The sequence below is a fragment of the Corynebacterium jeikeium genome, from assembly GCF_000738175.1.
In the GTDB taxonomy this organism is placed as follows: Bacteria; Actinomycetota; Actinomycetes; order Mycobacteriales; family Mycobacteriaceae; genus Corynebacterium; species Corynebacterium jeikeium_C.
In genome coordinates, this window is sequence record NZ_JFCH01000015.1 from 1 (window position 1) to 25,731 (window position 25,731).

Annotated in this window: 19 protein-coding genes; 13 read left to right on the forward strand and 6 right to left on the reverse strand. The window is 61.0% G+C overall.

Going from position 1 to position 25,731, the window contains the following annotated elements; translation table 11 throughout:
- The coding region (locus JQ46_RS01950) for an IS3 family transposase (protein ID WP_034985045.1) at positions 1-300 on the forward strand (300 nt) is incomplete at its 5' end.
- Positions 301-448: 148 nt separating this feature from the next.
- A complete protein-coding gene (locus JQ46_RS01955; protein ID WP_034985049.1) occupies positions 449-2,767 on the forward strand; it encodes a HelD family protein in 2,319 nt (772 codons plus the stop codon).
- Positions 2,768-2,793: 26 nt separating this feature from the next.
- Here JQ46_RS01955 and JQ46_RS01960 read toward each other — a convergent pair whose 3' ends face one another.
- Both JQ46_RS01960 and uvrB read right to left on the reverse strand, forming a co-directional pair.
- Positions 2,794-3,228 (reverse strand): universal stress protein, encoded by a 435-nt coding sequence (locus JQ46_RS01960; protein ID WP_034985051.1) that lies wholly within the window; start codon positions 3,226-3,228, stop codon positions 2,794-2,796.
- A gap of 10 nt (positions 3,229-3,238) precedes the next feature.
- Positions 3,239-5,386, reverse strand: coding sequence for an excinuclease ABC subunit UvrB (gene uvrB, locus JQ46_RS01965; RefSeq protein WP_034985053.1), 2,148 nt, complete (start codon positions 5,384-5,386; stop codon positions 3,239-3,241).
- Between the two features lie 85 nt (positions 5,387-5,471).
- Between uvrB and JQ46_RS01970 the strand changes: the two genes are divergently transcribed.
- Positions 5,472-6,416, forward strand: coding sequence for a YdcF family protein (locus tag JQ46_RS01970; protein WP_034985054.1), 945 nt, complete (start codon positions 5,472-5,474; stop codon positions 6,414-6,416).
- Between the two features lie 4 nt (positions 6,417-6,420).
- On the opposite strand, the gene coaE is transcribed toward JQ46_RS01970, so the two are convergent.
- Together coaE and JQ46_RS11195 are read right to left on the reverse strand one after the other, a co-directional pair.
- On the reverse strand, positions 6,421-7,005 hold the full coding sequence (gene coaE, locus JQ46_RS01975) for a dephospho-CoA kinase (RefSeq protein WP_034985056.1): 585 nt from the start codon (positions 7,003-7,005) through the stop codon (positions 6,421-6,423).
- 16 nt (positions 7,006-7,021) lie between these two features.
- On the reverse strand, positions 7,022-7,378 hold the full coding sequence (locus JQ46_RS11195; RefSeq protein ID WP_034985058.1) for a hypothetical protein: 357 nt from the start codon (positions 7,376-7,378) through the stop codon (positions 7,022-7,024).
- A 61-nt stretch (positions 7,379-7,439) separates the two neighbouring features.
- Between JQ46_RS11195 and JQ46_RS01985 the strand changes: the two genes are divergently transcribed.
- Complete coding sequence (locus JQ46_RS01985; RefSeq protein ID WP_034985059.1) at positions 7,440-8,693, forward strand: DUF4185 domain-containing protein; 1,254 nt, start codon at positions 7,440-7,442, stop codon at positions 8,691-8,693.
- A 70-nt stretch (positions 8,694-8,763) separates the two neighbouring features.
- Here the strand turns inward: JQ46_RS01985 and JQ46_RS01990 are convergent, their stop codons facing one another.
- Positions 8,764-10,080 carry an acetyl-CoA C-acetyltransferase gene (locus JQ46_RS01990; RefSeq protein ID WP_034985060.1) on the reverse strand — a complete coding sequence of 439 codons (1,317 nt, stop codon included), beginning with the start codon at positions 10,078-10,080 and terminating at the stop codon, positions 8,764-8,766.
- Between the two features lie 200 nt (positions 10,081-10,280).
- Here JQ46_RS01990 and JQ46_RS01995 point away from each other — a divergent pair, with 200 nt between their 5' ends.
- Both JQ46_RS01995 and JQ46_RS02000 read left to right on the forward strand, forming a co-directional pair.
- Positions 10,281-11,627: a 3-oxoacyl-ACP reductase gene (locus JQ46_RS01995; protein WP_005295764.1), complete on the forward strand. Its 1,347-nt coding sequence runs from the start codon at positions 10,281-10,283 to the stop codon at positions 11,625-11,627.
- Between the two features lie 44 nt (positions 11,628-11,671).
- Entirely contained in the window at positions 11,672-12,601 is a 930-nt protein-coding gene (locus tag JQ46_RS02000) for a MaoC family dehydratase (RefSeq protein WP_034985061.1), read from the forward strand.
- Between the two features lie 129 nt (positions 12,602-12,730).
- Here JQ46_RS02000 and JQ46_RS02005 read toward each other — a convergent pair whose 3' ends face one another.
- Positions 12,731-14,236, reverse strand: a complete 1,506-nt coding sequence (locus JQ46_RS02005; RefSeq protein WP_034985062.1) for an EsaB/YukD family protein — start codon at positions 14,234-14,236, stop codon at positions 12,731-12,733.
- A gap of 117 nt (positions 14,237-14,353) precedes the next feature.
- Between JQ46_RS02005 and JQ46_RS02010 the strand changes: the two genes are divergently transcribed.
- The 7 genes from JQ46_RS02010 to JQ46_RS02040 form a co-directional block, all read left to right on the forward strand.
- On the forward strand, positions 14,354-18,409 hold the full coding sequence (locus tag JQ46_RS02010; RefSeq protein WP_034985063.1) for a type VII secretion protein EccC: 4,056 nt from the start codon (positions 14,354-14,356) through the stop codon (positions 18,407-18,409).
- A 277-nt stretch (positions 18,410-18,686) separates the two neighbouring features.
- Positions 18,687-19,388, forward strand: a complete 702-nt coding sequence (locus JQ46_RS02015) for a hypothetical protein (RefSeq protein ID WP_155271078.1) — start codon at positions 18,687-18,689, stop codon at positions 19,386-19,388.
- A 3-nt stretch (positions 19,389-19,391) separates the two neighbouring features.
- Positions 19,392-19,709 carry a hypothetical protein gene (locus JQ46_RS02020; protein WP_034985065.1) on the forward strand — a complete coding sequence of 106 codons (318 nt, stop codon included), beginning with the start codon at positions 19,392-19,394 and terminating at the stop codon, positions 19,707-19,709.
- Between the two features lie 3 nt (positions 19,710-19,712).
- Positions 19,713-20,018 (forward strand): WXG100 family type VII secretion target, encoded by a 306-nt coding sequence (locus tag JQ46_RS02025; RefSeq protein ID WP_034985066.1) that lies wholly within the window; start codon positions 19,713-19,715, stop codon positions 20,016-20,018.
- A 161-nt stretch (positions 20,019-20,179) separates the two neighbouring features.
- Positions 20,180-20,515 (forward strand): WXG100 family type VII secretion target, encoded by a 336-nt coding sequence (locus JQ46_RS02030; RefSeq protein ID WP_237744674.1) that lies wholly within the window; start codon positions 20,180-20,182, stop codon positions 20,513-20,515.
- A 48-nt stretch (positions 20,516-20,563) separates the two neighbouring features.
- A complete protein-coding gene (locus JQ46_RS02035) occupies positions 20,564-20,857 on the forward strand; it encodes a WXG100 family type VII secretion target (protein WP_034966005.1) in 294 nt (97 codons plus the stop codon).
- A gap of 93 nt (positions 20,858-20,950) precedes the next feature.
- Positions 20,951-25,731 (forward strand): DUF6531 domain-containing protein (locus tag JQ46_RS02040; protein WP_034985068.1); only part of this gene is annotated, 4,781 nt, incomplete at its 3' end.

A 25,731-nucleotide genomic window follows, 5' to 3' on the forward strand; every position in this document is an offset into this window, starting at 1 on the left:
TCCTTGGTGATTCACTCAGACCGCGGAGCACATTATCGAGGCAGCAGCTGGCGAAGCATGACCGAGAAGTTCGGAATACTTCGCTCTATGTCGAAGAAAGGCTGTAGCCCCGACAATGCAGCATGCGAGGGGTTCTTCGGCCGAATGAAAAACGAAATGTACTACGGCAGAACCTGGCAGAACCCCCAAGAGCTCAAAGAAGCAATCGCGACATACATCGAGTTCTACAACAATCACCGAATCAAGATCAGCCTCGATGGTTTGAGCATTGCCGAATACCGAAAAGTCAATGTAGCGTGAAATCGAAACTGTCTAAAAAAACGTCCGCATCCCCTTTTGACCCTTAACCCTTCTTTGCTATCGAAAGCATTGCGGAAAGAGTAGGATAGCGTGCTCTATCCATCTCTATACTTAAGAACCCACACACAGAAGGGAACCCCCACCCACCTTGTCGCCCACCGACGACATCGCTGCCGAGCAGCGCTACCTCGACGACCTCCTAGAACGGGTAGACCAAGCCCGCGAGAAGCTGGAACAGCGGCTCAAAGCTGTCCGCCTGGAGGCCGATATCGACGACCCGCAGGGTCTGATGGTGCGCGACCGCGAGGCCCGCGACATTGCTCAACGCCTGGATTCCTACTCTGCTGCGGAGGTTGGCCTAATGTTCGGGCGCATCGACGTGGAGGATGCGGAGGCGGAGAACCCCGTCCCCGGAAACGAACACCTGGATCGCCGATACATCGGGCGCATCGGTTTACACGATGACGACGAGCAGATGCGCACCCTGCTGATGGACTGGCGTGCTCCCCTGGCCCGCCCCTTCTACCTGGCCACCACCCTGCGCCCCGACGGGGTACACACGCGGCGGCACATCACCACCCGTGGTCGGACGGTGCGCAGCGTGGCAGACGAACAGCTATCCACCACGGCAGGACCGACCGATGCGGTAGGTACTGGGCGGCGAGGGGGCGTCGCCAAAGAAGAAGCGCTACTCGATGCCGTCAACAGGGCGCGCACGGCGTATATGCAAGACATCGTAGAGACGATCGCGGCGGAACAGGACGCAATCATCCGCGCAGCACACCGTGGTGTGACCGTGGTCCAGGGAGCGCCTGGAACCGGCAAGACTGCCGTGGCGCTGCACCGGGCGGCGTACCTGCTGTACACGTGGCGCGAGCAGCTCGATAACACGGGCGTGCTAATCATCGGCCCTAACGACCGCTTCCTTTCCTACATTTCGCAGGTGCTGCCCTCGCTGGGCGAAACTGGCGTGGTGCTGGCAACCCCCGGCACCCTGCTGCCGAACCTGCACACCGTGCCGGAGACGAACCTGCTGGCGCGCGAGGTCAAGGGCTCGGCGGAGATGCTGACGATCCTGGCTGATGCGATCAAGACGTACCAGACCGTGCCGGAAGACAGCATCGACATCAGCATCGACGGGCTCAACGTGCAGCTCACGCCGAAGATGGTGCGGGCAGCAAGGACTCGTGCGCGGCGCTCCCGCAAGCCGCACAATCATGCGCGGGCGGCCTTCCTCGACCACGGGCTGAATTCGCTGGCGGAGGCCCTGGGCGAAAGCATCGGTGCCGACCCGCTGGGAGGCGAGAACCTGCTGGGCAAGGGCGACATCGCCACCCTGCGCGAGGAACTCGGTGCGGATCCGACGGTCGTGGACGCACTGGGGCAATTCTGGCCCGAGCTGCACCCCAACCAGGTGCTGGAGCGGCTATACGCGGACCCGGCGGCCATCGCCGTCGACTACGACGAGGACACGTGGCGCGGCCTGGCCGCCCACCCCAGCGGTGAATGGACTGACGCCGACGCGCCACTCATCGACGAACTGATCGACATGCTGGGCTATGTCTCCGACGAGGAGACCGCTGCTGAGGAGCGCGAGCAGTGGCTGGAGAAAATCACCGAGGCGCAGGAGGCACTGGACATCCTCACCGGCTCGGCCAGCCAGGACCTGGACGATGGCTTCGCGCCCGAAGTGCTGATGGCCTACGACGTTATCGACGCCGAAACGCTGGCCGCCCGCCAGCGAGTCCGCGACCACCGCACGACTGCCGAACGTGCGGCAGCCGATAGCCGGTGGGCATTCGGGCACGTGATCGTCGACGAGGCGCAGGAGCTCAGCGAAATGGCCTGGCGGATGGTGTTCCGCCGCTCGCCTAACAAGTGGATGACGTTGGTGGGCGACCCGGCGCAGACCGGCAACCCCGGCGGGGTGGATAGCTGGGCGGAGGCGCTTTCACCTTTCGTGGCCGACCGCTGGCAGCTGCACCAGCTGACGGTGAACTACCGGACTCCGAAGGACATTGCGGATCTTGCCGCGCCGCTGTTGCACGAGATCGACCCCTCGCAGCCTTCTCCCCTGGCTCTGCGCGAATCGGGTACCGGGGTGCGGTATGCCAAGGCGGCGACCGGCGCCGAGCTCGGTTCAAAGGTTCAGGCGACGGTGGAGCAGGCTCGGGAGCTGACGGGTGAATCCGGCCTGATCGGCGTGATTACCGCTGACCCCGCGCGCCTAGAGCACGTTGTGACGGAGCAGGCAGCGGAGCAGTCCGAGGCGGAAAAAACGGGCGTGGAAGTTGTGCTTGTGGATACCGCCGCCGCGAAGGGCCTGGAGTTCGACGAGGTGATCTTGGTCGAGCCGGCGGACATTGTGGAGAGCTCCCCCCAGGGGCTCAACGACCTCTACGTGGCCATGACGCGCGCCACCCAGGGCCTGACAGTCGTGCATGCCCGCCCGTTGCCCTGGGATTAAGCGGGTCTAGCGCGGATCGGGAAGGGCTAGTCCCTGGTGCCGACGGTGTGGACGATCATCACATCGCACTCCGCCTGGCGCGCCGCATCGGCTGGCACACTGCCCAGCAGGCGCCCGGTCAGCGAGTTAATCCCACGGTTGCCGACCACCAGCAGGTCCGCCTCCTCGCTCTTGACGATGCTCATCAGCGCCTCCACCGGGTCGCCTTCCTTCAGCACCGCGCGAACCTTCTTGGCGCCCTCGCCTTCGGCCTCTTTTCGTGCGGACGCCAACACCTCAGCCGCGGACATCTCCCCTTCCACTGCAGTGGTCTGTTTCGTCGCGGTATCCGCGTGCTCCCCCACATACGCGCTGGCCAGGACGAGCTCCGCGTCCATGGCGGCGGCTACGCCCGCGGCGCGTCGCACTGCTAGAAAAGAAGATTCCGACCCATCGGTTCCGACCACGACTGTGTTGTACATAACTCTAATATTACAACCCAGCTTCGATCATGCCCCGTAGTTCCTTTTTTAGGTCCGCGATTTCGTCGCGGAGGCGGCCGGCGAGCTCGAACTTCAGTTCCTTGGCCGCCGATTTCATCTGTTCCGTCATGTCCTGGATCAGCTTCTCCAGCTGCGGGCGTGCCATGGGTTCGTCGCTGGAACCGCGCACCAGCGCCCAGTCGGCCTCGGGCGATTCACCCCGCCCCCCGGCGCTGGAATCTGCGCCGGCGCCGCCTGCGGCGTCCGCACCAGATTCCGCTTCTAGCTCCGCGACCTGGTCCAAGATATCGGCGATCTTCTTACGCAAAGGCTGCGGATCAATGCCGTGCTCTTCATTGTAGGCGATCTGCTTGGCGCGGCGGCGCTCCGTCTCGTCGATGGCGTACTGCATCGAGTCGGTGACCTGGTCGGCGTACATGATGACCTCGCCGGAGACGTTACGGGCAGCACGGCCGATGGTCTGGATCAGCGAGCGTTCGGAGCGCAGGAAGCCCTCCTTGTCCGCATCCAGGATCGCCACCAGCGAGACCTCCGGCAGGTCCAGGCCCTCGCGCAGCAGGTTGATGCCCACCAGCACGTCGAACTCGCCCAGGCGCAGCTGGCGGAGCAGCTCCACGCGCTTGAGGGTATCGATATCCGAGTGCATGTAGCGGACCTTCACGCCGTGCTCCAGTAGGTAGTCGGTGAGGTCCTCGGCCATGCGCTTGGTCAGTGTGGTGACCAGCACGCGCTCGTTCTTTTCGGTGCGCTGGCGGATCTGCTCGATCAGGTCGTCGATCTGGCCTTCGGTCGGGCGCACCTCCACCTTCGGATCCACCAGGCCGGTCGGGCGAATGACCTGTTCGACGTACTCGCCCTGGGCGGCGGCGATCTCGTAATCGCCGGGGGTGGCGGACATGTAGACGCACTGGCCCTTGCGGTCGTCGAACTCCTCCCACGTCAGCGGCCGGTTATCCAGCGCGCTGGGCAGACGGAAGCCGTGCTCCACCAGGTTGCGCTTGCGGGACATGTCGCCTTCGAACATTCCGCCGATCTGCGGGACAGTCACGTGAGACTCGTCGATGATGGTGAGGAAGTCCTCGGGAAAATAATCGATCAGGGTGGCGGGCGCGGAACCGGCGGCGCGGCCGTCGATGTGGCGGGAGTAGTTCTCGATGCCACTGGTGAAGCCCACCTGCTGGATCATCTCCAGATCGTATTCGGTGCGCATGCGCAGGCGCTGGGCCTCCAGCAGCTTGCCGCGGTTCTCCAGCTCTTCCAGGCGCTGCGCCAGCTCCTCCTTGATGGCCTGCATGGCCTTTTCCATGCGCTCCGGGCCGGCCACATAGTGGGTGGCCGGGAAGATGCGCAGCTCGTCTACCTGGCGAATCACGTCGCCGGTCAGCGGGTGGATGTAATACAGCGCGTCGATGTCGTCACCGAAGAACTCCACGCGCACCGCCAGCTCCTCGTAGGCCGGAATGATGTCCACCGTATCGCCCTTCACGCGGAAGGTGCCGCGGGTAAAGGCGACGTCGTTGCGGGAGTATTGGATATCCACCAGCAGGCGCAGGAACCGATCGCGTTCGACCTCCTCGTCGACCTTCAAGACCACCGAGCGGTCCAGGTAAGACTGCGGGGTGCCGAGGCCGTAGATGCAGGAGACCGAGGACACAACCACCACGTCCCGGCGCGACAGCAGTGCGGAGGTCGCGGAGTGGCGCAGGCGCTCCACGTCTTCGTTGATGGACGAGTCTTTCTCGATGTACGTATCCGTCTGCGCGATATACGCCTCTGGTTGGTAGTAGTCGTAGTAGGAGACGAAGTACTCCACCGCGTTGTTCGGCAGCAGGCTGCGCAGCTCGTTGGCCAGCTGGGCTGCCAGCGTTTTATTCGGCGCCATCACCAGGGTGGGGCGCTGCTCCTTTTCGATCAGCCAGGCGGCCGTCGCGGACTTACCGGTACCGGTGGCGCCCATCAACACCACGTCGCGTTCGCCGCGGTTAAGGCGCTGGTGCAGCTCTTCGATCGCCTTCGGCTGGTCACCGGCGGGTTTGTAGTCGCTGATGACTTCGAACTTCGCATTCGAGCGTTCGACCTCCCCCACGGGACGGAACTCGGAGTACGACAATTCGGGACGTTCTGCTGCAAAGGCCATGCGCACCAGTCTACTTACCGCCCCGGACATCGCTTGCCGTGCTGTCACCCAGCGCTTTTACTGTGGCCGCTCTAAGGTTAATCACATGAAGCTCTTCTCCCGCGGTCGTGCCGCTATCGCCCCTGTCATCGCTCTTTCACTGTTGCTCACTCCTTCTGCCGTTGCCGCGCCAGCGCCGGCTGCGCCCGCCGTCCCACCAATCGTTGCCGGTTCGGCGCCGATCGGCCCCAACACCGTCGTTATTCCTGGCGAGCTGTTGCCGGTCGGCCCCAGCGGTGCACGTACTGCTCGCACTGTTGATGACGCCTACTCCGCGGCCGCCATCGCCGCCCAGTATCTGAACCAGGATCCGCGCCCGGCGTTGGACCGGCTCTCCCCCGGTCGACGCGCCGAGATTAACCACATCCTCAAGGTGCTGGAGGCTCCCGTACAGGCTCCTGGCAAGGCCACCAGTCCGCGTGCAACCGTGGTAGTGCTGGGTAACGGGCTGAACGCGGATGGCTCCGTGCACCCGAACCTGCAGCGCCGCCTGGAGGTTGCCCGCGATTATGCGTTGCAGCACCCGGCGAGCCCGATCATCACCTCCGGCGGCAAGACCGAGCACGGTCACGTGGAGGCCGAATCTATGAAGAGGTGGCTGGTCCGCGCCGGAATCTCCCCGCAGCGCATCCACGTGGAGGGCAACTCCTGGTCCACCATTAGCAATGCGTGGCACAGCGCGAAGGTCTTCGGAAAAATGAACGCGCAGGCCAAGAACGCTTCCCATGGCAAGCCACTGCCGCGTGAGCTGGTGATCGCCACAACTGATAGCCATCTGCATCGTGGAGTGAGCGACTATCGCATTGCCTTCGGCCCGCACACCACCGTCTACGGCCTGGCCTCCAAGTCCGATCCGGTGCAGCAGCGGAACCTGGCCAAGGAGCGCACCTCCCGCTACCGCGACGCGGTGGGGCTATTCATCTTCCCGGAGACGGTTGTCGCCGATGGCCTGCCGCCGATATTCGGGGCCGGTATCCCCCGGTTCTGGTAGCGCTTTAGAGCCCGGCCCAGAAATCGTCGACCTGCTCGAGTAGCTGTTCCACGGTTCCGGAATTATCCAGAACCGTGTCCGCCGCATTCAGGCGGGTCACGCGGTCGATCTGGGCGGCAATGCGGCGGCGGGCGTCATTTTCGTCCAAACCACGGTGTTGCACTAGGCGGTCGATGCGCAGCTCGTCGGGAGCGTCCACCACCAACACGTGATCGACCTTGTCGACCTCACCGTTTTCGATAAGCAGCGGCATGTCGTAAACGAGCACCTGCGCGCCGGACTCCCTCCCCTGCTTAAACAGCTCTTCGGTGCGGGCACGGATGCGCGGGTGGGTGATCGCGTTCAGCTTCTCCGTCGCCTCCGGCGTAGCAAAGGCCTGCCGGGCTAGTTCCGCCCGGTTTAACGTGCCGTCGGGGTTCAGCACCCCGTCAAACGCATCCGCCAGCTCGGCCAAAGCTGGCTGACCTGGTTCGACGATCTCGCGCGCCACCAGGTCGGCGTCAACAATAAAAGCACCGAGCTCCGCCAACCGCGAAGAGACAGTTGACTTGCCGGATCCGATTCCACCAGTCAGCCCAATTGTGATCATGAGGCCATGCTAGCGCCTACAGCGAGCCGACCAGAGTGTTTCCAGCCAGGCGGCACTGGTAGTAGCTGGCGGCAAGGTTGCCGAACTCCATGCGCAGGCCATTGGCCTTGTAGATATCCTGCTCGGCGACTGCTTCGTCCCACTGCTTACGGACCTCTTCGATTTGCTGGTCCAGCTGCTGGCAGGCCTTCGGCACGCGCGAGGAGCTACCCAAGCCGCTCGACGCAGGAGCCTTGGGAGTCTCAACGGTCGGCAGAGGCTGGAGGGTTTCAGAAGCGGAATCAGCGTCTGCAGCACCGGCAATGCCCGCGGCGCTGGACAGAGTAAGAACAGCAGCGACGGCGATTGAAGCAATGCGAGAGGAATTAGCCATAGCCGAAAATATAGCGGAGCTCGACAGGCGCCGCAGGACAGCGTATGCAAATATAACTTGCATGCATAAGATTCCCGCCGCCCGCCGCTCCCTCGCCGCTACCCTGACCGCCGGTTCGATCCTGGCCACCGCCACCGCCGTGACCGCCCTGTCTACGGGGCACGCCGCGGCGGATCCATGCTGGACCTACGCTCCTACCACCAGCGATGGGTTGGCCGCCAGCAGCACCGGGTCGCTAGCCGGTAGCCTTGGCCAACCACAGTGGCTGACCGGCAAGCCCGAGGGCATGCCGAAGGTCACCGGTAATACCGAGGCAATGCACATGCTCACCGGCCGCTTCAGCCCCGACCGCACCGACAAGACGGGCTTGAGCTCCACCGACTTAGGCATCATGTGGGATTCCGGCGATGGGCGCGTACTGGCAGCGTTCGGTGATTCCTTCCGCTGCGGTGCCGGAAACAACGGCTGGCACTCCAATGCTCTATACGAGACCGACGATATGGATCCCTCCAACGGCATCCACATGGGTGGCCCTGCCACGGGGGCGGACTCCGAGGAGTTCCTGCCTGAATCTCTAAAGATCGACGGTGTGGAAAAGACCATCATCCCGACCGCAGGCATCGAGGTAAACGGGGCACAGTACGTGGACTTCATGTCCGTGCGCGACTGGGGGCGCCCGGGACAGTGGCGTACGAACTACGCCGCGACGGCGAAGTCCACAGATGGCGGGAAGACTTTCTCTGTGGTGCCGGGCTCTTACCGCACAAGCTCGGTGGCTTCTAAGGACAACCGACTGCCTGACTTGCCAGCACACAGCCGTGGCAACGACTACTTCCAGATGACCGCCTTCGCCAAGGCACCGGAAAGCGCTGCAGGCGACGACGGCTACGTGTACGTCTACGGCACCCCGTCGGGACGCTCCGGCCAGGCGCGCTTGGCACGCATCAACGAGGCAGAGTTCCCCGACTTCAGCTCTGCGGAATACTGGGACGGAAACGGCTGGACCTCCCGCATGGACGCAGCAAAGCCGGTGCTCGACGGGCGAGTCTCCGAGCTATCCGTGCAGTACAACGAGCACCTCGGCAAGTGGTTGGCACTGTACGAATCCACTCAAGGAATGGTGCTGCGCCAGGCCGATAGCCCAGAAGGGCCCTGGAGCAGCGCGAAAACGCTGATCTCCAGGGCCCAGGTGCCGGATATCTACGGCGGGTATATGTACCCACACCAGACCGATGGGAACTTGTACTGGGTGGCCACCTCGTGGCACAGCTACAACGCGGTGGTGTACAAGACCGATCTGGCGAAGGTGTTCTAGCAACCGGCGGCTCGCAGCCGCTGGCCGCTAGAAGCTAGCGGCTAACTAGCAGCTAGCGGCTAGCGGCGCTTTAGCGCTCGATGATGGCGACGATACCCTGACCACCTGCTGCACAGATGGAAACCAGGGTGCGGCCGCCGCCGTTTTCCTCCAGCACCTTCGCAGCGGTGGCGATGATGCGGCCGCCGGTAGCGGCGAACGGGTGGCCGGCTGCCAAGGAGGAGCCCTTGACGTTCAGCTTCGCGCGGTCGATGGCACCCAGGGCGCCATCCAGGCCCAGGCGCTCGCGGCAGTACTCGTCGGACTCCCAAGCCTTCAGGGTGGCGCAGGTCTGGGAGGCGAAAGCCTCGTGGATCTCGTAGAAATCGAAGTCCTGCAGGGTGAGGTTGTTGCGCTTCAGCAGGCGCGCAACCGCGTAGGTCGGGGACATCAGCAGGCCGTCCGGGGTCATGCCGTCGCGGCCGTTGATGAAGTCCACGGAAGCAACCTCGGAATCCACCAGGTATGCCTTGACCGGGATGTTGTGCTCTGCGGCCCACTCCTCGGAGGAGATCAGGACTGCGGAAGCGCCGTCGGTCAGCGGGGTGGAGTTACCGGCGGTCATGGTGGCCTTGGTGCCGTGCTGCTCGGCATCCTTCTTGCCGAAGACCGGCTTCAGCTTGGCCAGCTTCTCCACGTTGGAGTCCGGGCGCAGGTTGGTATCGCGCTGCACGCCCAGGTACGGGGTGATGAGGTCCTCGAAGAAGCCCTCGTCGTATGCCTTGGCCAGCTTCTGGTGGGATTCAGCTGCCAGCTGGTCCTGCTCCTCGCGGGTCAGGCCGAACTCGCGGGCGGTGATGGCCGCGTGGTCACCCATGGAAAGACCAGTGCGGGGCTCACCGTTGTTCGGCTGCTCCGGGGCCAGCTGGGAGGGGCGGATCTGGCCGACCAGCTTCAGGCGGTCGGTGGTGGTCTTCGCGTTGTTCAGCTTGATCAGGGTCTTGCGCAGCTGATCGTTAACGGCCAGCGGTGCGTCGGAGGTGGTGTCCACACCGCCGCCGATGCCGGACTCGATGCGGCCCAGGGCGATTGCGTCTGCAACCTGCACCAGGGCAGCCAGGCCGGTGCCGCAGGCCATCTGCAGGTCGAAGGCCGGGGTGGTGGAGGACAACGCGGAGCCGAGGACGGTCTCGCGGGTCAGGTTGAAGTCGCGGGAGTGCTTCAGCACGGCGCCGGCGACGACCTGGCCCAGCTCCTCGCCCTGCAGGCCGTAGCGTGCGACCAGGCCATCGATGGCGGCGGTCAGCATGTCTTGGTTAGACGCGTTCGCGTACTCCTTGTTGGAACGGGCGAACGGGATGCGGTTGCCGCCGAGGATGGCGACCTTGCGGGGTGCTCCGTTAGTCATATTTTTGTGTCACTCCATCGAAGAATGTGAATTGAAAGAACGTTTTCCTACACGGTGTGCTCGATCACACCGTATGGTTATACATGAGAACATACATTGTCTCGGCAACGCTCGTGTGCGTATCGCCAACAAGACTTGTATATTTCGCGCCGAATCGCCACCCACTGTGGCGAATTTATAGATATGAGGAGTTAAAGCTAGTGCCTGAAAACCAGGATGCATACCTGAAGTTCATCAACTCGGACCTCGGCAAGAAGATCTCCAAGCAGGCTGGCCTGCCGGTACCGACGAAGCTGCGTCGTTACAAGGAGGGCGAGCCCGCGCTGGACGGCCGTGTTCTACTGGGCGGTTCCGGTCGCCTGGTTGGCCGCATCGAGGAGCTGCTCGCCGACGACTACAAGGTCTCTACTTCCGCTGGCGATAACAAGTACGCCGGTCTGGTTTTTGACGCCACCGGCATCACCAAGCCGGAAGACCTCCGCCAGCTGTATGACTTCTTCCACCCGGTCATGCGCCAGCTGCAGCCCTGCGCCCGCCTGCTGGTCATCGGCACCACCCCGGAGCTGATCGACAACGCTGACGAGCGCATCGCTCAGCGTGCCCTGGAGGGCTTCACCCGCTCCGTCGGTAAGGAGCTGCTGCGCGGCGCCACCGTCCAGCTGGTGTACACCGCCCCGGACGCTTCCGCCGACCTCGCTGGCCTGGAGTCCACCCTGCGCTTCGTCCTGTCCGCCAAGTCGGCCTTCGTGGACGCTCAGGTTATTCGTGTTGACGCCCAGTCCGCGACCGCCCCGGCCAACTGGGACAAGCCTTCCGAGGGCAAGATCGCCGTGGTCACCGGCGCTGCCCGCGGCATTGGCGCCACCATCGCAGAGGTGCTGGCTCGCGACGGTGCGAAGGTCATCTGCGTGGATGTTCCGCAGGCTGGCGAGGGCCTGGCAGAGACCGCCAACAAGGTTGGCGGCACTGCCCTGCCGCTGGACGTCACCGCTGCCGACGCCGCGGAGAAGCTGAAGGAGCACGCAGAGGCTCGCCACGGCGGCCCGATCGACATCATCGTCCACAACGCTGGTATTACCCGCGATAAGCTGCTGGCCAACATGGACGAGGGCCGTTGGGATTCCGTCATCGCCGTCAACCTGGCTGCACCGGTGCGCATCACCGAGAAGCTGCTGGATAACGGTGGCCTGGCCGACAACGGCCGTGTCATCGGCGTGGCTTCCATCGCCGGTATCGCCGGTAACCGTGGCCAGACCAACTACGGCGCTACCAAGGCCGGCGTGATCGGCTTCGTGGATTCCTTCTCCGAGAAGCTGGCTGACCGTGGCATCACCGTCAACGCAGTGGCTCCGGGCTTCATCGAGACCCAGATGACCGCCGCCATCCCGTTCGGCACCCGCGTCGGTGGCCGTCTGCTGTCCTCCCTGCAGCAGGGTGGCGAGACCGTGGACGTCGCCGAGACCATCGCCTACTTCGCAGCTCCGGCTTCCCAGGCTGTCACCGGCAACGTTGTCCGCGTGTGTGGCCAGGCAATGCTGGGCGCCTAAGACGAACCCCGTCAAGCGAACTGTAGAGAAAGGAGCCACGACCAGTGGTTGACTACAAGAAGCTGGATTCCATCCCAGTGCTGATGGACGAGTACCGCAACGCCGTCAAGGATGTTGTTCCGGGCGTGGGTAGCCCCCGTAGTGCCAAGGACAATCCGAAGACTGCGTTCAAGGTTGAGGGCGTCAAGATCAAGGTGCCGGAGCTGGCTGCCTACAACGCGGCAACGGGCCTGCGGCTGCGCAACGAGCTGCCGATCACGTACCCGTACGTGCTGAGTTTCCCGATTGTCATGAAGATCCTGACTGCATCGGACTCCCCCGTTAATGCCGTGGGTCTGGTGCACCTGACCAACCGCATCGAGCAGATCCGCGACCTGACCGTGGACGATGTGCTGGACATCCGCGTGCACGCGGAGAATCTGCGTCCGCACACCAAGGGTGTGCTGCTGGATGTCGTTACCGTCGTCTCCGTGGATGGCGAGGACGTGTGGAAGCAGACCAGTGGCTTCCTGTCTAAGGGTGCGAAGCTTTCCAGCTCCTCGCCTTACAAGGACAATCAGCCGACCGACGGCCGCATTCTGGAGCCGGTTGAGTTCGATGAGTACGACGCGACCCCGTCCGCGAAGTTCCGCGTAACCCCGGCGGACATCCAGGAGTACGCGCAGGCTTCGGGTGATAAGAACCCAATCCACGTCTCCGGCGTTGGCGCGAAGGCATTCGGCTTCCCGGCCGTCATTGCGCACGGCATGTGGTCCGCTGCCACGATGCTGCGTGGTCTGGAGGGCTTGCTGCCTTCCGCTGCACGCTTCAGCGTGGAGTTTGCCAAGCCCGTTACGCTGCCGACCACCGTGGCATTCTTCGCCGAGGCTGCGGGTGACAAGGCCTACCCGCGCCCCAGCGAGTGGGATCTGCAGCTGCGCAAGGCTTCCAAGCTAAAGACCCTGCACGCAGTGGGCAAGGTAGAGAAAATCTAGCCAACATCTAGCCAACGTGGGTTTGGCGGGCAGAACTGGCTGAGCAGCTGCCGGTGAGAAAGCTCGTGGTGCGTTCCTCGCGCCACGGGCTTTCTTTTATCTATCGCCAGGGTCCTAGTAGAACGACGCCTAACTGACCGCCCAGTAGTAGGTCAGCACGCCTTGCCCGATGAGGACAATTGGGATGAATGCAAGGGACGCCACCACGTCAATGAATGTGATGACTTTGGCCATGCGGGCCTCGGCCAGTTCGTCTGGCTGACGGCTTGCGATAAAGGCTAGAACCATCAGTGAGATGACGATGACCAGGGCGGCTGCAGCCCATGGCTGCCAACTATCAGTAGCACTGTTGAAGATCCACGCATTTACTCCAAACTGATCGGTCGAGTCCTTACCAGTCTGCGATCCGTCGCCTGAGAACCAATGCACGAAGCTCCCGGTGCTCGTGGCGAGGCCAGTGATTCCGGCGATGAGCAGAGGGCTAATGATGCGAGCATCCGAAAAGCCATTCGTACGCAGGATCAGGATGACCGCCAGCAGGGCTGCAATGAGCCCCTGTTGCCAGTAGCTGCTTGTGCTGAGAACAAGAACAATGAGGGCGCCCATGATTGTTGCGGCCCAGCTAATACCGCGACTAATTGCTTCAGTGCGCAGGGCGGCAGCGCGGATGGATTCGCGGCTAATGGATTCACCAGCGTCACTGCGACGAAGCATCGCGGCAAGCCCGGTGCTACTGATAGCAAGCGTCGAGGTGGTCAGCAGCATCGCGATGGGCAGCCATGCTGTCCACGCGGCCAGCGCAAAAGGACTTGCACCAAGGAAGGTTGCCAGCCCGAAGACCGCCGCAGCAACGGCGACGATCCCGGCTGCAACCGCTGTAGCTGTCGCTTGCCTCCTCAGCGCGATCCAAGCTGCGATGGCCGCACAGAGTGCAGTGATACTGATTGTCCACGCTAGCCCTGGCGCACTGTCCACGGGCCGCAACACGGCTGCAGAGACGATGAATCCAAAGATTGGCAGGGCCCACGCCAGCTTCTGTGCCCACGGACGGGGCTTCCACAGGGCAATCCCGATTGCCAGGAGGGTCAGGACGGTAGCGGTCACGACGCTTGTGATTCGACCTGAATTCCACGCCTCCACAACGTGTCCGCCGGCGGACGAGCCATGCCCAAAACCAAGCCCTGCGAGACTGCTACCCCACACACCCTTGAGTGCGACGAGGCCAACCAACGTAATAGTGGCCAACATGGTAGCCAGCAGTCCATCTGTGCGGGTGGTTCCAGACCACGCAAACTGGGAGGCTCCAATGGTGCTGCGCATTTCGGCCATGATGTCATCGACAAATGGTGCGTGGGCGGCTTCAGCTCGCTGCGACAGGTAGAGTTTGTGCCCGTCCAGCACCTCATAGTCTTCGAGAGTGCGCTCAGCGTTGATAATCCCCGTTTCTGGGGAGGACAGCACCCACAGGTGCGCGGTAGCTTCCACGTCTGCGGTAAATTCGGAATCTGCTACTCGTCCACGGAACAGTTCCACCACGTCATCGAGGTAGTCGATGACGGGCCTGTGTGCTGGGAGGCTGACATCCAGTTGATGGTCTTGCCAAAACACACTTAATCTCACAAACATCGCAGACATAGTAGTAATGATTACATGGATTGTCGTGTGGCACGTGGCTGGGTGCCCTTGTATGCGCCTAGCAGCCGATTGTCCTGTTGATCCCCGATACGTGCGTAGAGAGTTTTTGCTGAAGTAATGTCCACCAAGATTATTCACCGTCCGGCTCGCGCGAATCGAGCGATAGTGCCACAAGGGCCGTTGGAGTTGGCCCAGATTCCAACGATCCGTTCCAATGGCGCGGCGGCGAATGCGGTGACGTTCCTACTACCAGTTATTGGTGGCATGGGCATGGTGCTCATGATGATGTCGTCCGGCAACCCTATCCGCATGGCCATCGGCTCGGTGATGTTCGTGATGGTGATTGTCAGCGCGCTGGTGATGTTCGCGCGTTCGCGCACGGGCAAGCGCAAGGAGGCCGAAACAGCCCGCGTTCGTTTCTTGGAGCACCTAAAGGAAATGGAGGCGAAGGCAAAAGACAAAGCAACTGAGCAACAAAAAGTCGCGGCAATGCGCAGCCCCGAGCCAGGCGCGCTGCAGGATGCCATTCGAAACCCCTTCCGCCTGTGGGAGCGGCGCCGTAGTGACGAAGATGTGTTGGTCACCCGCATCGGATCAGGAACGTGCCAGCTGGCGTGCGGCATCAAGGTGAAGGAGGCCACGGACCCGTTGGCCATTCCGGAGCCGATCTCCCAAGCGCACGCAGAGCGCATGCTGAAGCGTACTCAAACCGTGGAGAATACTCCCATCGCCATTCCGGCCCGGGGTGTGGTCAGTTTGGTGGGTTCTCCCCAGCTGACAACGGAGGCTCTGCGCACGATTGTCACCCAGGCGGCGGTGTTCCATGCTCCTGATGACGTGCGTTTCCACTTTGCATTGCCGTTGGCTGATCATGCGGATACCGCAGATTGGGCGCTGTGGCTTCCTCACGTCTTGAGTGAGGACGAGTTTGATGGCCCTCTGGGCAAGCGCCAGGTGAGCCACGATGAAACTTCCGCCCAATCGTTGCTTCAGGAAGTGGAGCGCCGCAATGACGAGTTGAAGGAGCGCGCCCGGTACCAAATGAAGGCTCTGGAGGAGCCTTTCATTGTGGTGGTGCTGGACATGGATTCCGAACATGGACGCTGGCTGGAGGGGCAACTGTCTCAGGTGTTGAGCCTGGAGAAGGCCCGTATTGCTGTGCTGGCCACGTCTTTGCGTCAACAGGACGAGCCGAGCCACGTGGACGTCCGCGTATCCATTGAGGATTCCCGCGAATTCCAGGTTCAGCTGATCGACCGTGGTGAGGTGCGCGAACCCAAAGCTGGCGAGGATGGGTTTGTAGAGCGCATGCTGTATGGAGGCTTCCGTGGCCGGTTGGATCAGGTCTCCCCTGCTTTAGCGGAGTCCGTGGCCCGTTCGCTTTCACCTCTGCGCTTGGTGGAGGATGCCACGCCCGACGCTCCGCTTGAACAGACCATCGGCCTGGATGCGATGCTGGGCATCGACGACTTTGCTACCTACGACATTGCCCACCAGTGGAGTCCTGGTGGCGCGGATGAGTTCCTAAAGGTGCCTTTTGGAATTGACGCCGAGGCGGAGCCGATCTACCTAGATATCAAGGAATCCGCGAAGTCCGGAATGGGTCCACACGGCCTATGTGTGGGCGCAACCGGTTCGGGTAAGTCTGAGGTGCTGCGCACCATCGTCTTGGCTCAGGTGATCAACCATCATCCTGATCAGCTGTCGCTGGTTTTGGTGGACTTTAAGGGTGGCGCGACGTTTGCCGGCTTGGAGCCACTCCCTCACACGGCTGCGGTGGTGGATAACTTGGCGGACGAGGCGGGCTTGGTGGATCGCCTGCATGATTCGATTTTGGGCGAGATTCAGCGCCGCCAGCATGTTCTGCAAAAGGCTGGCAACTTGGCCAATGTTGCAGAGTACAACGCCATTCGACAAAAGCAGATCGACCAGGATGGCTCGACCTCCATGGATCCTCTGCCCGTCCTGTTTGTGGTGATTGATGAGTTTGGTGAGCTTCTAGCAGCCAAGCCGGAGTTTATCGATCTATTTGTACAGATCGGGCGCATCGGCCGTTCCATTGGCGTGCACCTTCTCTTGGCTTCCCAGCGTTTGGAGGAAGGCCGCCTGCGCGGCCTGGAATCCTACCTGTCCTACCGCATTGGCCTGCGTACATTTTCCGCGTCCGAATCCCGCACGGCCATTGGTTCCACGGCAGCCCACGAGCTTCCCCCAATTCCCGGTTCGGGCTATTTGAAGGTGGATCCGGACATCTTTGACCGCTTTAAGGCCGCTTATGTGTCGGGACCGTATACGTCCTCCGCATCCCAGGAGGAACGCGAGCTTCCACCTGTTCCGATGCCTCTGGAGCTAGAGAACACGACGGAAAGCTGGCTGCAGCAGCGTGTAGAGGCACACCAGCTTTCGCTGGCTACGAATGCCAAGAAGTCGGCGAATATCCAATCGGCGGTAGAGCCAACTACGACGTTGGAGCTGGTTGTGTCCCGGTTGATCCCCGCTGCGGAACCTACCCGGCAGATCTGGCTTCCTCCGGTTCCCGACAGGATCGATCTTGGTTCGGCGTTGGGCCAGGTAGAGCTCACGTCTGACCGTGGTATGCGTGCTCAGCGCACCGGTCAATTGCAGATTCCACTGGGGCTGAAGGATAAGCCTTTGGAGCAGTGGCAGGGCCCGCTTGTTGTCGATTTGGCGGGTTCGCAGGGCAACGTCGCAATCATGGGTGCTCCGCAATCTGGCAAGACGACAACGGTGAAGTCCCTGGTTCTGGCCACGGCTCTGACGCACACTCCTGCGGAAGTGTCCATGTACATCGCGGACTTGAATGGTTCGGCGTTCACCGCGTTTGCGGAGCTTCCCCATGTTGGTGATGTGGCTACTCGTTTTGATGAGGATAAGCTGCGCCGCATGTTTTCTGAGATGCTGCAGTTCCTCGCGGACCGTGAGCGAATCTTTGCAGAGCATCGCTTGTCCAGCGTGGAAGATATGCGCCGTGCACATGCGGCGGGCCGTCTTCCAGAGCTGCCCAGCGCTGATGTCTTCCTCATTATCGATGGCTGGGCCACTCTTCGGCATGACTTTGAGGATCTGGCAGAGCAGGCTCAGAACTTAGCTGCCCGCGGCCTGGGTTATGGCGTACACGTGGTGTTTGCAACGGGACGCTGGGCAGATTTCCGACTGCAGCTGCAGGCTGTAATTGGCACAAAGCTGGAACATCGCCTGAATGATCCTCTGGATTCCTCGATCGGGAAGAAGCCGCAAGAGCAGTTGGCGGGCCAGCCGACGGGGCGCATTTTGTCTGCAGACAAGCTGTTTTCCCATGTGGCAAGCCCTGTGCTGGACCAGCCAGATGTGGTTCGGGAGCAGTCCACGCAGGCACTGATTTCCGCGATTGCTCAAGCTAGCCCATTTAAGAATGCGCCTGCGGTACGCATGTTGCCGGAGAAGGTCATGCTGCAAGAGTTGATCGAGGCCAGCGGCGGTCAGCCTGCTGTAGTGGCATTGGCGGAATCAACTTTGCAGCCCGTGCGCTTCGATTTGAATGGTGCTCAGCGCCATTTGTTCATTGTGGGTGAGCATGCGTCAGGGAAGACTACGGCGCTTCGCGCGTTGATGTCGGAGGCAATTCGTGGCAAGCAACCGGGTCAGGTGATGTTCGGTATTTTCGACGCCCGCCGCACCTTGCTTGGCGAGTGTCCTGAGGAGTTCCTGGGTGAGTACGCTGGCACAAAGTCCGCGGCGGAGCTGTTGGCGAAAGGTATCGCCAAGGAGCTGGAGAGGCGTCTGCCCCCTGCGGATGTAACGCAGGAGCAATTGCGCAATCGGTCGTGGTGGCAAGGCCCCGAAATCTACATTGTGGTGGACGATTTTGAGCAGTTCGAGGGAACCAACAATCCGCTCCGGCCACTGGTTCCCTTCCTTTCCCATGGCGCAGATATTGGTCTTCACGTGTGGATTGCACGCCGCGCGGCTGGTGTGTCGAGAGCCACGTATGACACGTTCGCGCAAGGCATCCGGGACAACGGGGCAAATGGTTTGCTGCTCAGCGGAGAGAAGCAAGAGGGCGCTGTGTGGCCGAAGGTGTACCTGCAGCAGCTACCGACTGGCCGTGCACAGTGGGTGCGTGGCCCAGGCCGCGTGGAGTTGGTTCAGCTTGGTTTCCGCTCCCCCAATTAGAGGGCACTATAGGTAAACCTAAAGCGAACTACACCTTACATGCACCTCATTTTTACATAAGTGTCCGATCCCCAGTCAGCCCAGACACTTATCGATACATACCCAAACCGTGCTGCCATACCTGCAGATTTCCCATCGCTTAGGATTCTCTAATCCAAGTTCCCCGACCTTCCCTTTTATCGAGATTTGCAATGCGATCTCGAGGCTCAACTGGCATCCTCGAAGGGGTATTCAAGATTGACGGTGCGATTAAGTGAATTAAAGAGGAGAAGGCTTTATGGCCAATTCGGTCACCTCGCCTGTGCGGTTCCACCCGGATGCCCCACGTCCACGGTTCCTATGGCAAGCCTCCCTGCCCACCAACTGGGTTCGTATTGACACTCATCCAGAGGCGTCGCCACACCGTTTGTCCCAGATCGCGGAGAATTACATTCCTGGCCACCGCTTGAAGCGAGCCGAACAAAAGCTAGTGCTTCAGCAGCTCGAGCAGCTGGTTAAAGCCGCCCGCGATGGAAACATTCTTCTAACCCTGATCCTCCCCGGCCTCTCGGAAGATGGACAGGCAACGTCAGCCACGCTGTTGTTGCGCTGGTACGACAGCTCCCCTGAGTTTGCTAGCCTGCGCACCGTGGAGCAGGCATTTTCTACCAAGGACGCGACCACACAGCAGTGCACATCCCCCAAGGGAACGGCCTATGTGCACTCATCCAATACCACTCAGTCCGGTCCAATATCTCAGCGGCGCACGACATTCCACCACCAGGCGTTTCTCCCCATTCCCTCCACCACCTGGACGTTGGTCATTTCTGGATCGGCTCCAGATGAGGAGACTGCTGAGTTGCTGGGCAACATTGTGAAGCGTGTGGCCAACAGTGTTCAGGCGCATCCAGAGACGTTGGGTGAGACGTTTGAAGGTTTGGATCTACTCGATTCGAACTTCTTCGCTGGCAGCCAGGAAGCTTTGCAGAAACAGGAGTAAGGCATGTCCGATTACATTCAAGTACCTCTGCAATCTCTGCGTGATATTGCAAACAATCTCGCCGGTATGAAGGCCGATCTGGAAGGCGATAAGACAGGCGCCGACCTTCTGTCCGGTGTGGATTCCATCCACGGCCACAAGATCCAGCAGGCGGTGGCCGAATACTTCGGCGAGTGGGATGGCCCACGCAACCGCCTTCTAGAAAACGTGGGAAAGCTGGGCGATGTGTCGGGCAAGATCGCCGACGTCACTCAGCAATACGATGACGAATCCGCAAAGGGTTTCAACCAGTTTGCCGCCAAGCTCAGGGGAAAGGAATAGCACATGTCTGGCGCTACGTATTATGCGTTCCGCGATTCGGCGGCAGATTCCACAAAGGGCGATATCAACACGGTGATGGGCGATATCGCGAATACTTTGGAGGATATTGACAACTCAATTGAAGATCTTCGTGGAGGCTGGGAGGCCACTGAGGCTGATGCGTACTACGAGATCATCACCAAGTGGAAAGAAGGCGCCACCAATCTGAAGGACGTCCTCGCGGATGTCCAAGATGCCTTACAAAACATGAAAGATGGCAATACACAGCTTCGCGAAGGAATTGCCAAAGTGCTCGATGAAACCAGTTAGCTCGGCTAGCTAATGTCACGCGCGGGGTGCATGCGGGTGAAGGTCGGAAATCTTCTCTCGCGTTTGTTCTTTCCAGCACCGATCTAACTGCGCGCCAACCTGTACAAGTTTTTCACCACTATTGACGAGCCCGTGTTGTCGGACTCGCACAAGGAGTAATCATGGGTAGCGAACACCTTTCCGTTGAACACAGTGCCGTTTCTGGTCACGTATCTTCTCTGCAGACCAACCACCAGAACCTGATGGACCAGTCTTCTAAGTTCTTGGAAGCTTTGGAGCCGTTGAAGGGATCCTGGAAGGGCTCCTCTGTTGGAGCTTGGGACAATATGACTCAGGCATGGTCGGACAACATGGATCAGGTTAAGCAGGCTCTGGAGGAGCTGACTGGTCGCGTTGATGAAGCGGGTAAGTCCTACCAGTCGGGTGAGGAAGAGCAGACCAGCGCGCTGCAGCAAAAGTTCGCCGGCATGAATTTCCAGCAGGGCAACATTCTCTAACCAACCACCGTCACCACATCTTCATTCGTAGAAAGGTTAACGTCCACCATGGCTGTGTACGCGTACAACAATTCCGATGCTGAGTCCACTTCTGGCGATCTCAATGGCGTAATGAACCAGATCGAGTCCACCCTGTCGGAGATGGATTCTGATATCCGCAAGCTGGCTTCCAGCTGGGAAGGCTCCGAGCAGGAGGAATACTCCCAGGTTCACGGTAAGTGGTCTTCCGCTGCACATAACCTGAAGGAAATTCTGGGCCAGATTCGTGGCGCGCTGGATGAAAACACCCAGTCCGTCGCTGAGACTCGTGGCCGCGCTTCCCAAGCTATCGCTGGTTCCTAAGTGGGCTAGGTTCTCTAGCCCACTCCATCCCCTCTCCTTCGATTTCCCCTTCGTTTCTTCATCTGACCAAAGACCAGAGGATCTTAGCCCGCCATGCCAGAACTATTGCTTGCCCCGTTCTTCGTCTACAAAGGTAAGAACTTCCACATTGGTGGAAACGTTGGAGCCGTTGGGGAAACGGCGCGTCGTTATTCTACTTTCGGCAATCAAGCAACGACCGCGGCGTCCGCAATGCGGTCTATCAACGACGGCGGGTTCGAGGGCTCCGAGGGTGACCGATACAAGGAACTCCTGAATGCTGACTTCCCTAGTCATCTAGATATTACTGGCGAGTCTCACTCAGGTGTTGGCCGCGCCGTCCACCTTTACGAGCTTGCGCTGAAAACTGCTCAAACGGAAATGGGAGCTCTTGAAGTGCCAGCTCGGGCTACCCATGCTGACTATCAGGCCGCTGTTACCGCCTTAAACTCGGCTGAGGTCAACGCGGCTCGCGCGCGAGTAACAGCGACGGCAGCGACTGCTACAGCCGTAAGCACATCGATGATTCCAGGTGTGGGTGCCGCGACTGCCTCTGCAGCCGTTTCTGCGGAAGCAGATGCGCAGACGGCTCAGACTGCCATGGAAGCAGCACGCCTCCACTTTGAGGAAGTTAAGACTGTTTGGCTGGGACATATTTCGACCTCTGATGCGATTAAGACCACCTTGGGCGAAGAGGTTGATTCCGCCGTAGGCATTATCGCGGCCCAGGCTAAAGCGGACTTTGATGACAATCCGAACATGCTGGAGCGTGCATGGCAGAAGACCAAGGATTGGGTGTCTGATCATGCTGACGTTCTCGCCGCTATTTCTGACATCATGCAGATTGTCGGATCCGTTTTGCTTCTTGTTCCTGGCCTTCAGGCGATCGGCGCTGGCCTGTTGATTGCAGGCATTGGGCTGAAGGCTCTGCTTGCAGCAACGGGCAACGCGTCGTGGGGCGAGGTGCTTTTCGACGTGGCGACTTCCTTGCCTTTTGCCGGTATAGCCAAACTTGCGAAGGCCGGGAAGCTTGGCAATACCGTTGCCAAGGCAACTCACGGCATGGGCAAGGCTGCGTCCGCTGTTAAGGCGGCGGCGAAGTCCGGTGCCAACTCGGCTGCACTGAAGATGGCGAATGGAGCCAGCCGTGTCGCAGGCGAGGCAGGCGAAAAATTCGCCAAGTCTGCCTATTCAAAGATCACCCGCGGCGGCCAGATTTGCTTCGCTGCTGAGCCTGTCGATATGGCGACGGGCAACATGGTCGATTTCACTCAAGACATCAACATCCCTGGCATCTTGCCGCTGATCATCGACCGAAACGCTAATTCTGCGCACGAGTTGGGACGAGCTTTGGGCTCCAGGTGGGTCTCGCGCATGGATGTGCATATCGAGATCTTGGATGACGAAATCCTTATGGTCTCTCCCGATGGTGCGTTGCTGACGTTCCCGCCAGCCCCATTGGACGGATCCGAGGTCCGCGCGGACGGCCGCGCGTGGCTGCTTTCCTTTGCAGATGGTGCCTACCGTGTGCGCAATGTAGCGGAGGGAATCACCTACGTATTTTCTGTTTCTGGTGACGGGAGCTACGTCACTACATCGGGTGTGGAGGACCGCTCCCCTGCAGCTGGTGGACACTCGGCTGGCGCGGGGTTGCGCACCGGTTCTTTCGCCGCTGATCTTGGTCTGGGCTTCACCGTTGGTGTCACGGCGTTGGTTCATCACACGGGCGCGGCCATCACGTACTCGTGGGATCAGGCCACTGGCCAGATGCGAGATATCACGCGCAGCGATGGAACTCACTTGTCTTTGGTCTGGGATCACGCTACGAATCGTGTGGCTTCCATCTGGGTCGATAACCAGCAGACTCACCCTGACGAAGCACCTCAGCGGCTGATCTCTTATGAATACGACGCTGCCGGTCAGCTCATTCGCGTGGTGAATTCCCATGCTGGTGTGTTGAGCTACTTCTACGATGAGCAAGGCCGTACTGCTGGTTGGCGTGACCGGAATGGTGCTGCGTATCACTACCGCTACGATGACCACGGCCGTGTTACCGCCCAAGTCGGCACCGGTGGTATGTTCCCCAACATCCTCTACTGGGGCGACGACACCGGCGACGACGCACCCATCGGCGGCACCGTCTGCGTACTCATCGAAACCGCCGGCGACTTCACCGGTGACCCCCTAGACACCGGCGATAGTGTCGTTGACACTTACCTCGACCGGCTCCACAACCTCCCCGTCTACCAAGCCCTCCTCAACGGTGGACTAGAACAAGCAGGCCTGACCGGACGCGGCCGCACCACCAACCGCGACACCACCACCAACTGGACCGTCCCCACCGACTGGCTGACCGACGACCTCCTCGGCGACATCCGCCCCACCGTCTACCGCGCCACCGCCTCCGGCGACGTCTGGCGCATCATCACCCCCGAAGGTGGTATCCAAGACACCACCTACACCGACCACCACCTCCCAGCCACAGTCACCAACGCGGCTGGTGCCACCACCTGCTACACCTACGACGACAACGACCTCATCGTCGACACCACCTACCCCGATGGCACCACCACAACCGTCGAACCCGGCACCTGGGGCATGCCCGTACGCATCACCGGCCGCGACGGACACACCACCGACTACCAGGTCGATGCTTTCGGCATGACCACCGCGGTCACCACCGCCGACGGAGCCACCACCTGCTACACCTACGACTACCGTGTCTCCGGCATCACCCCTGCCAGCATCACCACCCCCGATGGGGCCACCACCCACATCGACTGCGATAACGCCGGCCGCACCATCGCCATCACCGACCCCGCCGGCCGCCGCACCAGCCACACCCTCAACATCCAAGGCCTTATCACCGACACCCTCGACCCCGACGGCAACACCACCCGTATCGACTACACCCCCGAAGGCTGGCCCACCACACTCACCCACCCCGATGGCACCACCCTCACCGCCACCTACGACGGCGAAGGCAACCAACTGGCCACCACCAACGAAACCGGAGCAACCACCACAACCACCTACACCGTCTTCGACAAACCCATCACCACCACCGACGCCACCGGTGCGACCACCACCATCACCTACAACACCCAAATGCAACCCGTGGCCATCACCAACGCCGACGGCCACACCTGGACCTACACCTACAACCTCGACGGGAACATCACCCAACAAACCGACTACAACGGTATCGTCACCACCAACACCACCAGCCCCGACGGACTCTTAGCCCAGGTGACCACACCAGCAGGCACAACCACCACCACCTACAACCAGTTGGGATTGACTACCAGCATTGAGGATGCTTCCGGCACCACACTGTTTGACTACGATCCCTTCGGCCGCCTGACCAGCATCACCAACCCGGCTGCCACCATCACCTACACCCGTGACTCCTATGGCCGGGCCATTAGTGAGACCACACGCCTGGCCAGTGGCGAAGAAACCCGCCACACTCTCGAGCTTTCCGCCACGGGCATGGTCACCGGCGAACACCTCACCCTACCCACCGACCACACCATCACCACCGACTATGGACGCAATGCTGCTGGTGAGATCACCAGCAGCACCATCACCCAACACACCACCCCAGTAGTCACTCATGACCGCCACACCGATACAAGCGCTCCGGCAGGCCTGGATCACACTGGTCGCCTGCTTGCCGAGCTGACCTACACCACCAACACCCGCGGCCACCGCGCCACCACCGCTATCGACAACCTGGTACGCACCATCAACATCGATACCCGTGGGCGCATCACCGGTGACCACACCAACCTGTTGGATTCGGCAACGCCTGGCGGGCTTGCCCCTGTTGCTGGTCGTGACTTCACCTGGCGAGCCGACTCCACCCTCACCGCCATCACCGACCAACTGCGTGGCACCACCAGCTTCACCGTCGACGCTACAGGCCGCGCTACCAGTGCGACCCGCACACCCCAACCAACCACCACCAACCCCAGTAACCCCAGCAACCACAACACCACCCCACCACACACCACGACACACACTCCTGCACGAGCAGGCACTCCAGCACAATCAGGCAGTGCCACCGGGGTTTCCGCCCAGGAGAACTATTCATTCACCCCGGCAGGTGTGCTGGCCTCTACTGCTGACGGGGTCATCGACTACCACAACACCCTGCCGGTCAAAGTCGGCCGGACTACCTACACCTACGATGATGCAGGCCGTATCACCCGCACCGTGACCAAACGTCTGGGCAAGAAACCATTAGTCCATCACTTCTACTACGCCACCGGTGAACAACCCATCGGCTTTACCTCCTCCGATGAACCAAACACCGGCTACCGCTACGTCTACGATGGTCTCGGCCGACGCGTAGCCAAAGACACGATCAACACCACCACCGGTGAAGTTATCCACCGTGACGTGTTCACCCACACCGGTAACCAACTGGCAGCTGTCACCACCACCATCGACACCACCGATCCGGCACGTGTGGGTGAAGGCTACGTGTGGACCACTGACCCGGCCACTGGTGAGACACACGGCCAGATCACACTAACCACCCGTGACAACACCGACACTCCGGTGAACCCTGCCACCACCTGGCCACAGGCTCGGGTTGATGCGACGTTCTACGCCCTAGTGTGCGACCTAGCCGGAGCACCACAGGAACTGATCAACACCACCACCGGTGTCGTCGAGGGACACACCACCCAAACCCTCTACGGCACACGCACATGGGCAGGTCGGTGCACCAGCCCGTTGTTGTTTGCAGGCCAGTACGAGGATGCGGAATCCGGGTGGGCGTACAACCGCTTCCGCTACTACAACCCCACCCTAGGTGCCTACAACGCCCAAGACCCACTCGGACTCGC